At 48.3% G+C, this 14,426-nt stretch carries 13 protein-coding genes and 1 riboswitch; of the genes, 10 read left to right on the top strand and 3 right to left on the bottom strand.

The window, feature by feature from the left end:
- Positions 1 to 64 precede the first annotated feature (64 nt).
- From A7975_RS28080 to corA, 3 genes are all read right to left on the bottom strand, one after another.
- Positions 65 to 874: a histidinol-phosphatase gene (locus tag A7975_RS28080; RefSeq protein ID WP_065387338.1), complete on the bottom strand. Its 810-nt coding sequence runs from the start codon at positions 872 to 874 to the stop codon at positions 65 to 67.
- Positions 875 to 910: 36 nt separating this feature from the next.
- Positions 911 to 1,813 (bottom strand): LysR family transcriptional regulator, encoded by a 903-nt coding sequence (locus A7975_RS28075; RefSeq protein ID WP_053371993.1) that lies wholly within the window; start codon positions 1,811 to 1,813, stop codon positions 911 to 913.
- Between the two features lie 151 nt (positions 1,814 to 1,964).
- A complete protein-coding gene (gene corA / locus A7975_RS28070; RefSeq protein WP_053371992.1) occupies positions 1,965 to 2,900 on the bottom strand; it encodes a magnesium/cobalt transporter CorA in 936 nt (311 codons plus the stop codon).
- A gap of 304 nt (positions 2,901 to 3,204) precedes the next feature.
- Positions 3,205 to 3,311, top strand: a riboswitch (SAM riboswitch).
- Positions 3,312 to 3,411: 100 nt separating this feature from the next.
- On the opposite strand from corA, the gene metA reads away from it, so the two are divergent.
- The 10 genes from metA to A7975_RS28025 all read left to right on the top strand — a co-directional run bounded on the left by metA (position 3,412) and on the right by A7975_RS28025 (position 14,358).
- Entirely contained in the window at positions 3,412 to 4,329 is a 918-nt protein-coding gene (gene metA, locus A7975_RS28065; protein WP_053371991.1) for a homoserine O-acetyltransferase MetA, read from the top strand.
- A gap of 26 nt (positions 4,330 to 4,355) precedes the next feature.
- Complete coding sequence (locus tag A7975_RS28060) at positions 4,356 to 5,519, top strand: aminotransferase class I/II-fold pyridoxal phosphate-dependent enzyme (RefSeq protein ID WP_053371990.1); 1,164 nt, start codon at positions 4,356 to 4,358, stop codon at positions 5,517 to 5,519.
- A 3-nt stretch (positions 5,520 to 5,522) separates the two neighbouring features.
- Positions 5,523 to 6,695 carry a trans-sulfuration enzyme family protein gene (locus A7975_RS28055; protein ID WP_053371989.1) on the top strand — a complete coding sequence of 391 codons (1,173 nt, stop codon included), beginning with the start codon at positions 5,523 to 5,525 and terminating at the stop codon, positions 6,693 to 6,695.
- 166 nt (positions 6,696 to 6,861) lie between these two features.
- On the top strand, positions 6,862 to 7,998 hold the full coding sequence (mqnC, locus tag A7975_RS28050; protein WP_065387337.1) for a cyclic dehypoxanthinyl futalosine synthase: 1,137 nt from the start codon (positions 6,862 to 6,864) through the stop codon (positions 7,996 to 7,998).
- A 201-nt stretch (positions 7,999 to 8,199) separates the two neighbouring features.
- Positions 8,200 to 9,132, top strand: coding sequence for a putative sporulation protein YtxC (locus A7975_RS28045; protein WP_053371987.1), 933 nt, complete (start codon positions 8,200 to 8,202; stop codon positions 9,130 to 9,132).
- Between the two features lie 442 nt (positions 9,133 to 9,574).
- Positions 9,575 to 11,512 carry a threonine--tRNA ligase gene (thrS, locus tag A7975_RS28040; RefSeq protein ID WP_053371986.1) on the top strand — a complete coding sequence of 646 codons (1,938 nt, stop codon included), beginning with the start codon at positions 9,575 to 9,577 and terminating at the stop codon, positions 11,510 to 11,512.
- 61 nt (positions 11,513 to 11,573) lie between these two features.
- Positions 11,574 to 12,176 (top strand): 3D domain-containing protein, encoded by a 603-nt coding sequence (locus A7975_RS28035; protein ID WP_065387336.1) that lies wholly within the window; start codon positions 11,574 to 11,576, stop codon positions 12,174 to 12,176.
- A gap of 62 nt (positions 12,177 to 12,238) precedes the next feature.
- Complete coding sequence (locus A7975_RS35165) at positions 12,239 to 12,367, top strand: hypothetical protein (RefSeq protein ID WP_255314595.1); 129 nt, start codon at positions 12,239 to 12,241, stop codon at positions 12,365 to 12,367.
- Between the two features lie 209 nt (positions 12,368 to 12,576).
- Positions 12,577 to 13,893, top strand: coding sequence for a methyl-accepting chemotaxis protein (locus A7975_RS28030; RefSeq protein WP_255314594.1), 1,317 nt, complete (start codon positions 12,577 to 12,579; stop codon positions 13,891 to 13,893).
- 81 nt (positions 13,894 to 13,974) lie between these two features.
- Complete coding sequence (locus tag A7975_RS28025) at positions 13,975 to 14,358, top strand: hypothetical protein (RefSeq protein ID WP_053371983.1); 384 nt, start codon at positions 13,975 to 13,977, stop codon at positions 14,356 to 14,358.
- The last annotated feature ends 68 nt before the right edge of the window (positions 14,359 to 14,426 follow it).

Raw genomic sequence — 14,426 nt, 5'->3', positions numbered from 1 at the left:
TTTTTAATATATCCCTTCGGACCTGCAGCGTGCAGGTCCACTTTTTTTGTCTACATTCGCAATTTTACAGCGGTACGATAACCTGCTGGCGCTTGCGATAAAATACCCACTGCTTGAAGCCGATTTCCTTCAGCCTTTTTTGTACAAGCTCCCAATCGTCGCCGACTCTGCTTGGCACATGAGCATCCGAACCAAACGTTACGTTCACCCCAAAGTGAAGCGCACGCTCCAAAATCGCATCCGACGGATACCAGCCGCCCACATCCTTGGTGCTTCCGGACGTATTGATTTCAATGGAAACGCCGCATTCAGAAATCGTCTGAAGCGCTTCGTCAATTTCTGCATTGGCCGGAATATCTGAAAACGCAGGATAATAACCCTTCATGGCATCGATGTGTCCCAAAATATCAAACATTCCGCTGCGCGCGGACTGCTGAATCAAATCATAATAATCTTTTTTTGCTGCAACCTGCTGCTCTTCGTTCAAGCCCTTCCAACGGTTTCGGTTGAAAATGCTGACGCCGCTTACTTGGTGAACGGAGCCGATTAAATAATCGAACGGAACGCCCTCGTACGCTTTCCGGTAGCTATCCGCGTATTCAGGGAAAAAGTCCGATTCCATGCCAAGCAGTACTTCTATTTTCCCCGTATATTTGTCCTTCAAACGCAGCACTTCCTCGACATAGCTTGAGAAGTCGCTTCTAGCCATTGCGATGCCGGGCAAAGGCTGATCCTCTGCATGGAAAAAATACGGCGAGTGGTCGGAGATGCCGATTGCTTGAAGTCCAGCATCTATGCCTGCAAGTATGTAATCTTCAATTGTGCCATTAGCGTGGCCGCATCTCACATGATGGGTGTGCAAGTCAAATTTCATTATAATCTCTCCTTGTTTCTCTGAAGTTGTATGTTTTTATTCACTGCTAATGAATTGATGCTCGGGCATGCCCTTTAAGTCGCTTAAAAATTGCTGCAGCGCCGTATTAATGTAACGCCCCGATTTGTAGACGACACCGACGGGATGACTCGTTTCAAGCTCGTTCACCTTGATCATCTTGAGCGTTCCGAGCCGCACCTCATTGGCAATCGAAAGCTTGGATACGACGGCAGCGCCCAAATTGATCTCCACCATTCGCTTTACTTCCTCGCTGCTTGAGACCTCCATGACGATATTCGGCTGAATGTTGTATTTACGGAATATTTGATCGACGAATCGCCGGCCAAGCGTATCCGGTGCAAGCATGATCATCGGTATGTCCTTCAGCGTATCAACCGTAGTATGCGTCAGCTTGCTCATAGGATGCGTAGGGGACACGATGAACTCAAACGTATCGTAATACAGAACGGAGGAGGTAACGTTCGCGTTTTTTTCGGTCAGGTATGTAATCCCGATATCAACCGAGCCATTTTCGACGCTTGTCATAACTTGAGAAGAAGGCATGGAATGTATAGTGGTTTTGATTAAAGGAAATTGGTTTTGAAAATAAGACAAGACTCGCGGTAAAATTTGGATCGCGATCGAAGAGGTTGTTCCAAGCAGGATATGTCCTTGAGGCGTTAGATTCAAATCGGACAGCTTTTGTTTTAATTCTTCCACAATCGTAAGGATCTGTTCCGCATGCTGCAAAAAAACTTGTCCGTGATCGGTTAGAGTGACTGGTTGATTACGATCGATAAGGACCGTCTTGAACTCATCCTCCAAACTTTTGACTTGCGCCGATACGGCAGGCTGGGTTAAATTCAGCAATTCACCCGCTTTTCGAAAGCTCATCGTCTTGGATATCGTAAGGAGTGTTTCAAGCTGGCTCATGTTCACGTCAATCCCCCCTTTCAAAGATACATAAATGCTTAAAGGCGTATCTTACTATTATAATGGATAGATGAAATTACAGCAAAAAAGGCTGCGTTCGCCTCAGGCATCGTTTGCCAAAAGCGAGTGCAGCCCTTGCTCTTAAATCGAACAGGCGTCATAACCATTCTTTCTTGCGGAAAATGTAAAACATGCTTATGCCGAGCAGCAGCATAATGCCGAGTAAAATATACGAGCCCATTTGAAGATGGAGGCCAGGAATAAAATCAAAGTTCATCCCATAGATGCCGGTTATAAAAGTGAGAGGCATGAATATCGTCGTAATCGCCGTGAACACGCGCATAATTTCATTGGCGCGGTTCGAGACGCTGGACTGGTAAGCCTCGCGCAAGTTGCCCATGAGATCGCGGTACGTATCGAAGGACTCGGCGATTTTTAGCGCATTTTCATAAATATCGCTAAAATACTTTTGCAGTTGGTCGTCAATAAGCTTGAGATCCTTCTTATTAAGCGTTGCGATTACGTCGCGCTGAGGTCCAAGCACCTTCTTGAGCCATAATATTTCGCCGCGCAAACCGATAATCTCGTTCAAATGCGATTTTTTGGTGTGCATCAAAATATCCTCTTCCAGCGTTTCGATACGGGTATCGATACGATCGCCGACGAGGAAATAGTTGTCGACAACCATGTCGACGAGGTGGTACAAGAAATAATCGGGACGGCTGACCTCTTGCTCCCAAAGGACGGGCTTTAAGGAGCGAAGCTCATTAATTTTTTGTTTGGTTACCGTTATAATAAAGTGGCGGCCGAGAAAAATGTTCAGCGCCCTAAGGAAAATTTCTTCATCATCAAATCGAATGCTGTTAATGACGATAAAATAATGGCTTTCGTAAATTTCAATCTTTGGACGCTGCTCCTCTTCGCTGAGGCAATCCTCTACGGCCAAATCATGCATGCTGAACAGCGGCTGCAATATAGCGAGGTCTTCCACATCGGCATCGATCCAGTAAAATCCTTCTTTTGAAGGGATAAGTGTTTCATTAATATCGTCAATAGTCGTGAAAATGCCATTGCTAACGAGACGTATTTTCATCCGGAGTCACTCCTTTTTTCTTAGAGGAAACTGCCGGCTGAAATGGACCTGGCCGGCAGTAACCGTATTCGATCATTTTCAGGCTTTGGTCTGTCGCCCTCCATGTCCGTATGCACCCCTTTATTAATGGAATAAATGAAATAATTCTTGTCTAGTATACTCCCGCATAAGCTTTACATTCAAGCATTAAAACAACGAAATTTCAGCTAATTTTTCAGCTTACGGCAAGGTCCTTCTTGACGCGATTGACAATATGCATTAAAGTGAAATTGAAATGTAACCGCGAATAATTGAATAGACTACTTTCTTATCAAGAGCAGGCGGAGGGACTAGCCCGATGAAGCCCGGCAACCGGCGTTTAAATACGCACGGTGCTAATTCTTGCGGAATTTTTTTTCTGAGAGATGAGAGAGGCGGATGGCTTATTTACTGAGCATACGACCTTTTCTCACAGCAGAAAGGGTCTTTTTCATGTTCAAGCGGTCATACTGCCTAAAGAGGAGTGAACAACATGCCTATTAAAGTACCAGACAACTTACCGGCCAAAGAAATTTTAAACAACGAGAACATTTTCGTGATGGATGAGAGCGTCGCTTTCCAACAAGACATAAGACCGCTTCGCATCGCCATCCTGAACTTAATGCCGACTAAGGAAACGACAGAGACGCAGCTGCTTAGGCTTATTGGGAATACGCCGCTGCAGGTCGAGGTCGTTTTGCTTCACCCTAGGACGCATACTTCAAAAAACACGTCAGCCGAGCATTTGGAATCGTTCTATAAAACGTTCGATGAGATTTCGCATGAATATTATGATGGACTCATCATTACGGGCGCGCCAGTTGAGCAAATGCCTTTTGAGGAAGTCAATTACTGGGAAGAGCTAAAAGAAATTATGGACTGGAGCGCGACTCGCGTCACATCTACCTTCCATATCTGTTGGGCCGCGCAGGCAGGGCTGTACCACCATTTCAACGTGCCGAAATACAACTTGGACAGCAAGATGTTCGGCGTTTACCCGCACACGGTAGAGAAACGTAATGTGAATCTGCTCCGCGGCTTTGATGAAATGTTTTTTGTCCCGCAATCGCGTCATACGGAAGTGCGCCGCGAGGATATCGAGCAGCATGAGACACTCGATATTTTATCTGAATCACCGGATTCTGGCGTATATCTCGTTGCATCCAAGGATGGCAGACAAATTTTTGTAACAGGCCATTCCGAATACGATCCAACTTCCCTCAAGTTTGAATATGACCGCGATAAAGCCAAAGGGCTTACGATAGATGTGCCTAGAAACTATTTCCCGGGCGATAATCCGGCCAACTTGCCGCTGTCCACTTGGCGCGCGCATGCGAATCTGTTATTTTCGAATTGGCTTAACTATTATGTTTACCAGCAAACGCCGTTTGATTTGGGAGCAGGCATTTAACAATAGACGAGGGAGTGCTATTTACAATGAAAATTGAAAGCCATTTAGCTCAGATCGGATCCATTAAAGAGCCTGTAACCGGAGCGATAAGCTTTCCCGTGTATCAGGCGACCGCATTCCGTCACCCGAAGCTTGGCCAAAGCACGGGCTTTGATTACGCGCGCACCAAAAGCCCTACAAGGGCTGTGCTAGAGGAAGCTGCAGCGCAATTGGAAGCGGGAGATGCGGCTTTTGCCTGTAGCTCCGGCATGGCAGCGCTGCAAACGATTTTTGCCTTGTTCAGCCAAGGCGATCACTTGATCGTGTCGCTTGATTTGTATGGAGGCACTTACCGCTTGCTGGAGCGGATTATGTCCAGATTCGGAGTAACGGCTTCGTATGTGGATACGAATGATATCGATGCGATGTCTACGCTTTGGACGCCAAATACGAAAGCGGTCCTTATCGAGACGCCTACTAATCCGCTTATGATGATTACCGATATCGAGCGCGTAGCTGCATGGGCGAAGTCCAAGGGCTTGCTCACCATCGTCGATAACACGCTGCTAACGCCATTCTTCCAACGTCCGATCGAGCTGGGCGCTGATATTATCATCCATAGCGCGACCAAATATTTAGGCGGCCATAACGATGTGCTTGCCGGCCTTATCGTAACGAAAGGCAAGGAGCTCTCCGCCGAAATGGCGTTCCTGCACAATTCCATCGGTGCGGTGCTTGGACCGCAGGACTCTTGGCTTCTAATGAGAGGCATGAAGACGCTGGCGCTTCGGATGGAGCGCCATCAACATAACGCGACAACAATCGCGAATTATTTGCTTGAGCACCCGGCAGTTGAGGATGTCTATTATCCGGCGCTGCCGCATCATCCTGGCCATGAAATCCAGAACAAACAATCATCTGGCAATACCGGTATTTTCTCCTTCCGCTTGAAGGATGCCCGTTACGTAGAGCCGATTTTGCGCCATATTAAGCTCATTGCATTCGCCGAAAGCCTTGGCGGAGTTGAGTCCTTGATGACCTATCCTGCGGTTCAGACGCATGCGGACATCCCGCTCGAAATTCGTCAAGCGATCGGCGTCGACGACCGTCTTCTTCGTTTCTCGGTCGGCATCGAGCATGCCGACGATTTGATCGGTGATTTGGAACAAGCGCTGGCCGCTGCAAAACGCGAAATCGAGGAGGTTCAATAACCGATGGGCAACGACAACAACAAAGTGAAACCTCAGGATCGCCGTTTTGCAACGAAGCTGCTTCATTTTGGAGCGGAAATTGATGAGCATACGGGAGCGTCGAGCGTTCCGATCTATCAGGCATCAACGTTCCATCATCATGATATCTTTAATCCGCCGGACTACGACTACAGCCGTTCCGGCAATCCTACGCGCCAAGCGTTAGAGGATTATATCGCGCTGCTAGAGGGCGGCTCGCGCGGCTTCGCATTCGCATCAGGCATGGCTGCGATCTCGACCACTTTCCTGCTGCTTTCCGCAGGCGACCATGTCATCGTGACCGAGGATGTATACGGCGGAACGTACCGATTGCTTACGACGATTTTGGATCGATTGGGCATCGAGTCTACTTTCGTGGATATGACCGATTTCGAAGCGGTAAAGGCTGCGCTTAAGCCTAATACAAAAGCGGTATTTATGGAGACGCCATCGAATCCAACGCTCAAAATTACGAACATAGCCGAGACATCGGCATGGGCGAAGGAGCATGGCTTGCTCACGATGCTTGATAATACGTTTATGACCCCTTATCATCAGCGCCCGATCGAGCTCGGCGTAGATATCGTGCTGCACAGCGCAACTAAGTTTCTGAGCGGCCACAGCGACGTGCTTGCTGGGCTTGCGGTTACCGCGGACGAAGGTCTCGGCAAACGGTTGAAGCAGCTGCAAAACGGCATGGGAACCGTACTTAGCCCACAGGAGTCATGGCTGTTGATGCGTGGCATGAAGACGCTGAAGGCTCGGATGGAGCACAGCGAGCGGAGTACGCGCAGACTGGCTGAATGGCTGTCTGAGCATAAGGAAGTAACGGCTGTTTATTATCCGGGCCTAGATCATCATCCGGGCAGAGAAATCCATGAGAAGCAGTCGCTTGGCTACGGAGCTGTCGTATCCTTTGATGTCGGCAGCGGCGAACGCGCCAAATCGCTGCTAAGCAAGGTACAGATTCCTTTGGTTGCGGTAAGCCTGGGTGCAGTAGAGAGCATTCTTTCTTACCCGGCGATGATGTCTCATGCGGCAATGCCAAGAGAAGTGCGGCATGCACGCGGCATTACGGATGGTTTGGTTCGTTATTCGGTTGGTTTAGAGGATATCGAGGATCTTATCGAGGATTTGGACCAAGCACTTCGCGCCTAAATAGGACGAAATGGAAGAAAAGCACGGTTGTTCTAACGGACACGCCGTGTTTTTCCGCATTTTAGACTGTGAGGGCATCATATGGCAAGTGACTTGGCATATAGATTTATGTTAGGATTAAGTGATCGGTTGTCTACCTAGAACGGAACTAAGGAGGTCTTGCGGAATGGGAACGTTAGACCATATATTGGATAAAGCATTGCGCGGCGAGCGAATTGAGCTCGAAGAGGGCATGGAGCTGCTTGCTTCAGATCAGATTGAGAAAATGGGACATGTTGCGAATCAGATCATGCTTAAGCATCATCCAGATCCTATAACAACATTTGTTGTAGGTCGAAATGTTAACTATACGAACGTATGCGATGTTTATTGCCGCTTTTGCGCTTTTTATCGCGCTCCAGGCTCTAAGGAAGGTTATGTGCTTCCGGATGAGACGATTTTGAACAAAATTCAAGAGACTGTTAATGTTGGCGGTACCGAAATATTGATGCAGGGCGGCACGAATCCGGATTTGCCGTTTACGTATTATTTGGATCTGCTCCGCAAAATCAAACAGCAATTTCCGGGCATTACGATGCACTCCTTCTCGCCTGCTGAAATTCAGAAGATGAAGGTTGTATCGGATGGTCTTTCCTTGGATGAGGTCATCAGACAGCTTCATGAAGCGGGACTCGATTCCTTGCCTGGCGGCGGCGCCGAGATCTTGGATGACCGCACTCGCCGCAAAATCAGCCGCATGAAAGGCTCTTGGACGGATTGGATGGACGTTATGAAGTCCGCACACCGCCATGGGATGAACACGACTGCGACGATGGTTTATGGACTTGGCGAGACAGTAGAAGAGCGGGCGCTGCATATGCTTCGTATCCGCGACGCTCAAGATGAATGTATTGCGAACAAATATGATTCAACAGGTTTTCTCGCGTTCATATCATGGCCATTCCAGCCGGATAATACGAACCTTAAGCTGGAGAAGGCAAAGCCTGAGGAATATCTTCGCATCGTAGCGGCTAGCCGCATTATGCTCGATAATATTCCTAACTTCCAATCGTCTTGGGTGACGATGGGGCCAGAGATGGGCAAACTTTCGCTTTCTTACGGCTGCAACGATTTCGGCAGCACCATGATTGAAGAAAATGTGGTTTCGGCTGCAGGAACGACTCATAAAGTAAATATCGAACTTATTCTTCAGCTCATTCGCGAATGCGGCAAAATCCCGGCTCAGCGGGATACTAAATATAATATTTTGAAAATGTACAACGAAACAGACAAAGCTGATCTGGATTTTGTCATGCAAAATTAATTTCAGTTTATCCAAATAGCTTCAATAAAAGACGTCTGCTAAACGTTCTTCTCCACGTGAGAGGAATGGTTTGGCAGACGTTTTTTGCTATGTCTTGCTTCTAGGCCAGGCTGCGGCTTGATTCCCTTACATTCCAATGTCTTCATCGTATATCCCCGAACGCCGCACCATATACTGATAAGGAACGAAAGGGGTGAGCCTATGGAGCTATTTACGATTTCTTTGCCTACAAGCCTCCAAAAGTCGGTGGATAAACTTACGAATTTGTTGAAGGAACAAGTGCTCGACGATTTACATATTGGCTCAAAAAAGGAGCGGCAAGCCATCGTTGAATTTTTGCCGATATCCGATCAGGATGTCAGCTGCCAAGCCATATTGCCGCATTTTCAGCTTAAAACGCATGGTCCTGCTGTCTATCATGCGGCAGCGAAGGCGATTGCCGAATTTGTGGTGAGCGAGCTTGAACCAACCATGCTGTCAACTATTATTCGCAGAAAGTATCGAAATAGCCATTCGACCGATGCTGCTGCTATTGAGCGATATTGTCATGATCTTCTGCACGGCAAAGAGTGGGATAGCCTTGGCACTAAATTTCTGGATGCTGACCGATTAAGGCGCAAGGGCAAAGTGACGACTGAGGTTGAGCAATTTTTGCAGGAGAATACGCAGCTTAACGTAACTGGCTTTACAACTTTCCGGTTAAAGCCTTATCGAAAGGAACTAGCCGAGGTTGTTGAATATGCGTTAGACGAATATGTACTCGACAAACAATATCAGGAGTTTATTTCCCTGTTAAAATATTTTGTTTTTCTTCAAGATACGAAGCTGCCGATGGTTCATTTGCTTCACAAGGGCGGGCATGACTTCATGCTCTATGATGAGAGCTTTCAGCTGCTTGACCCGAATCCGCCAACCGACCGTATCGTAGCCGAAATGCTCGAGACCGAGATGAATATCGAGGATATGGTCATCAGCTCCCTGATCGCTGTATCGCCAAACCACATTACGATTCATACGAGGCAGCCGGATATGCAGGTCATTCGAACGATCGAAACGATCTTTGATCAGCGGGTAACCGTGTGCGTGCAATGCGCATCCTGCAGCAGCAGCCTGGATGAGCTCATTCAGCCGTAGGAAAATATTTCAGCTGGTCCTATAGCCTTGACCAATCGCGCAAGTCAAGCTATAATGACAGTCATATACGTTCTAATCGGCAATGATAAAGACATGTATCTGCTCATGATGTTTGGCTCAGAGAGAGGAAACTTGGCTGCAATTTCCTTCCATAATGTCCGCAGATATACCCCTTTTTAGCTGTATGGCCTAACCTATGGCAGCTCTTCAGGAGCTTAGCTGTAGCAGTAAGCTGTACCGGAATTCTCCGTTACCAGATCATACAAGGACTGCATGCCATGAGCTGTTGATGCTGGCACAGTTGAAGTAGGGTGGAACCACGAGCACACAAGCACTCGTCCCTTTTTTAGGGATGCGTGCTTTTTTTGTGCTCTTTTTTGCTTGGAACGGGAACTAAACAATGAAGCGATTTGCTTACAGACAAACTGGAGGATGAACGAAAATGGCCATTCAAGTTACTTTGCCGGACGGCGCGGTAAGAGAGTATGCTGCAGGCACAACAATTGAAGAAGTAGCGGGCTCTATCAGCTCGGGACTAAGAAAAAATGCGATTGCCGGAAAAATCGACGGGAAGGTAGTCGATGTGTATACGCCAATCGAGGCGGATGCGGCAATTGAGATCGTAACCGTTGAATCGGCTGACGGCCTTGAAGTATATCGCCACAGTACGGCGCATTTGCTCGCACAGGCAATCAAGCGCATTTACGGAAATACGAATGTTAAGCTTGGCATCGGTCCCGTGATCGAGGACGGCTTCTACTATGACATAGATATGGAACAGTCTTTGACGCCTGAGGATCTTGTGAAGATCGAGAAGGAAATGGAGAAGATCGTTCAGCAAAACCTTGATATTCGCCGCCGCGTTGTCAGCAGAGACGAAGCACTTGCGATCTTTACCGAGCTGGATGACAATTTGAAGCTGGAGCTCATTCGTGACCTTCCTGCTGATTCCGTCATTACGATGTATGACCAAGGCGAGTTTTTCGACCTTTGCCGCGGACCGCATCTGCCTTCGACAGGCCGTATTAAAGCCTTCAAGCTGCTCAGCGTGGCTGGCGCATACTGGCGCGGCGATTCTAAAAACAAAATGCTGCAGCGGATTTACGGTACGGCGTTCCCGAAAAAAGCGCAGCTCGATGAGCATCTCCACTTCCTTGAGGAAGCGAAGAAGCGCGATCACCGTAAGCTCGGCCGCGAGCTGAAAATGTTCACGTTCTCGCGCGAGGTTGGCCAAGGCTTGCCGCTATGGCTGCCAAACGGTGCGAAGCTTCGCAGAACGATGGAGCGTTATATCGTTGATCTTGAAGAAAGACTAGGCTATGAGCATGTCTATACGCCGGTGCTTGCGAACGTAGAGCTTTACAAAACATCCGGTCACTGGGAGCACTACAGCGAGGATATGTTCCCGAAAATGATTATGGACAACGAGGAGCTTGTTCTGCGTCCGATGAACTGTCCGCATCATATGATGGTGTTCAAAAGCGACATGCGCAGCTACCGCGATCTCCCGGTTCGGATTGCCGAGCTTGGCACGATGCACCGTTATGAGATGTCTGGCGCGCTTACTGGCTTGCACCGCGTACGGGCAATGACGCTGAACGATGCTCACATCTTCTGTCGCCCGGATCAAATTAAAGAGGAATTCGCACGCGTAGTTAATTTGATTCGCAAAGTGTATGAAGATTTTGGCATCAAGGATTACCGTTTCCGGTTGTCCTACCGTGATCCTAAGGATACGGAGAAATATTTCCAAAATGATGAAATGTGGGAAATGTCACAGCGCATGCTTCGCGAGGTAGTGGAAGAGCTTGAGCTTCCGTTCTTCGAGGCAGAAGGCGAGGCGGCATTCTACGGTCCTAAGCTTGACGTACAAATCAAAACAGCGCTAGGCAAAGAAGAAACGCTGTCGACTGCACAGCTTGATTTCTTGCTTCCTGAGCGCTTTGAGCTTGAATATACAGGCGAGGATGGCAAAAAGCATCGTCCGGTCGTTATTCACCGCGGCATCATCAGTACGATGGAGCGAATGACTGCATTCTTGCTCGAGAACTTTGCAGGCGCACTTCCGCTTTGGTTGTCGCCTGTACAAGCAAAGGTTATTCCGGTATCGACTGCTTACGAGGGTTATGCTCGCAAAGTGGCTGAGCAGCTTCAAGCAAGCGGTATACGCGTTGAAAGCGACCTACGCAATGAGAAGCTGGGTTACAAAATCCGCGAGGCGCAGCTTGAAAAAGCGCCTTATATGCTGGTCGTTGGCGAGAATGAAATGCAAGCAGAAGCGGTTTCCGTACGGAAACGCGGCGAAGGCGATCTTGGCTCCATGCCGTTAGCAGAGCTGATTGCGCTGCTGCAGAAGCAAATCGCAGATAAAGAACAATAATAAATAACGCATAAAGCTTGTGCCATCGGGGCATTATTCTTCTGAGGAGGAAGTAACCCAGATGGTCACAAGCTTTTTTTATATCAAAAGAGGATTAACCTTACTGCTGTTTCTGTCAGTTATCGTTATCGGTTTAAATACAGCCAGATGCTCGGCGTCGGCTGAAGCAACGCCGCCAAAGCAAGCAGCCGCAGGTGATAAGCCGGCGAGCAAAAATAATGAGGGAGAAGCCGCAGGGCCCTCTAAAAAGCTAAAGCCGAATACGGTTGAAGTCGTTGCCACAGGCTATACAGCAGGCGTCGAATCGACGGGCAAACGGCCAGGGCACCCCCTATATGGCATAACGTATTCAGGCGTTAAGGTGCGCAGGGATCAGGTGTCGACGATTGCCGCGGATACGAAGCTTTTTCCAATCGGCACCTTGCTTTACATTCCGGGCTATGGCTACGGCGTAGTGGCGGATACCGGGTCGGCTATAAAGGGAAAACGCATCGATCTGTATTTCGAAACGATCAAACAGGTGTACGAGCAATGGGGCAAGCGAACGGTTCACGTAGAGGTGCTGCGGAGAGGCACAGGCAAGCTTTCACAGGCTTGGCTGAACAAAATCAATCTGGCAATCGAAGCCGGAAAACCGATCCCGCAGACGTATTTGGAATCGTGAAAAACTCGTATAATAAGCGGCAGGAATGCCATACTATCAAATGAAACGGGGAGGTGATTACAATGGCTAAAAACAAAAACAACAAAGCCCAAAACAATCAATACAATGCAGAATTCGCGGAAGAGTTTAACCAGAACAACGCTGCCGGCAAACAAGCGGCAAACACAGCTCAACAAAAAGCTGAGAAGTAATATTTTTTGCCATGCAATAACGAGCCATTACAGAGGAACCCTTGCGGTTCCTCTTTTCTTTTGCCTAAGGCTGATATATAATTTAGGGAAATTTTGTATCAGCTTGCGAGAGGAGCAAAAAACCTGACATGAGTGCCACTACAGGTTGGTTTTCACGTAGCCATAAACCGAAAACAACGGACTCATCTGGATCGGAAGAGCAGGCCCGGATGTCACGTCTTTTAAACGAATCTGTCGTTATATCGGACCAATTAAGCGCTGCTGTAGATGAGGTTGACCATTCGGCAAAACAATTGACCGAGGTCGCCGATCAATCGGCACTGCAAGAGCAGCAGCTTCGCACGAACAGCACCAATGCAATGAACCGGATCGAAGAAGCGTTCTCCGCGCTACAGGAGGTTGCCTCGGCGGCTGAAGAAATTAGCGGAGCCTCTGCGCATTTGAATACAAAGAGCAAGGAAACAAAGGAAGTTGTGCTTGATGTCTGCCGTTCGTTAACGAGCACCGATGAGGTCATGAATGAGCTAAGCAGCAATAACCGTTTGATGGAGCAGCATATTCGCCAATTGATTGAACAGACCTCATACATTAATGAAATTAATCAATTCATTCAAGAAATCGTATCGCAAACCTCGCTGCTGGCACTCAATGCCTCCATTGAAGCGGCGCATGCAGGGGAATACGGACGCGGGTTCTCCGTCGTTGCCCAGCAGATCAAGAAGCTTGCGGAGCAAAGCGGCGAAGCTGTAAAACGTTCTTCGTCGCTCGTCGAGCAGATTGAGCAGGGCGTGAAGCAGGTCGTGGAGGCTGTCGATAATGAGAAATTGTCGGTCGAGCGCGGCGTAGCGGAGATGGCGGTCAACAAGAGCCGCATGGATCTGATCTTCTCGCGCATTAATGAGGTGGACGAGCTTGCAGAGCAGACTAGCGCAGCTAGCAAGCAGCAGACCGGCCATATGTCGGAATCGACCGAGATGCTGAAGGATGTCGTAGATTCCGTTAATGAGACGCTGCAAAGCGTGGACAGCACGCTGCGAATGACGCAGCTTCAGCGCGGGCAAATCGGCAATATGAATCGGATCAGCCGTAATCTGCGCAAGTCGTCGCTCGATCTGTCGCATGCAATTGATCAGGTAGGCTTCAAGCGGGCGAAGCAAGCGATTCATGTGAACGTCGCCGCGATCCAAGAGTGGCTGAGGACGGCTGCCGCCGATCCTCAGTTGTTAACGTTGGAGGAAGCAAAGCATGAGCCTAAGCTGAGCTCGCTGCTGAAGGCAAAGCCTGATATTGAAGCCATTTGGTCCAACCGCCTTGATGGTTCGTTCGTATTCTCGCTGCCTGAAGCGGGACTTCTGAATGCAAAAGGGAGAGAATGGTGGAAGCGTGCGATTAGTGGGCAAATATTTCAATCGGAGGCCTACGTATCTGCGATAACGAAGCAGCACTGCATTACGGTGTCTGTTCCGATATACGGTGAGGACGGCAGCGTAGTTGGCGTAATTGGTGCAGATGTTTCCATCGCATAAAAAACAGTTTTCAAATGGCCCTGGTTTGTTGTATGATTATAGATGTAAGAAATAATAACATGACAAGACAGGTGAATTCTCATGACAGATCCGATCATTCATTCAGGCTTTGTAATTGCTGCCCATCATCGTAAAGCGGGCGAGGTTTTTCCTTTTATCGATGCCTACGTAGCTAAGAAAGAGCAGGAAATAGCCGAAATTGAACAGATGGTTGAGCGTTATGAGAAGAGAAGACTGATGGAAGACCGCGCCTACCAATCGATGTCTACCTTAAGAAGAATGCTGTCAGGCAAGAAGCCTGATCATCATTTAGCCGTTGAATATATTCATTTTGTAAGAAAACCGATGGAGAAGGTTCGCGCGCTCCGCTTGGAGATCGAAAGCGCACGCTCCATTAAGAATGTGTCGGCGCCGACTGACATCGTAACCGTCTCTTATGAGCTAGCCAATGAAATGAACGAATAATCGCGCATCGTCGCCATATATAAGAAAGAACCGTCTTGGCCCGCTTTGGGCATAGACGGTTCTTTTGG

Source organism: Bacillus sp. FJAT-26390 (assembly GCF_001682865.1).
Classification (GTDB): domain Bacteria; phylum Bacillota; class Bacilli; order Paenibacillales; family Paenibacillaceae; genus Pristimantibacillus.
This window is presented reverse-complemented; position numbering and strand designations above follow the sequence as displayed.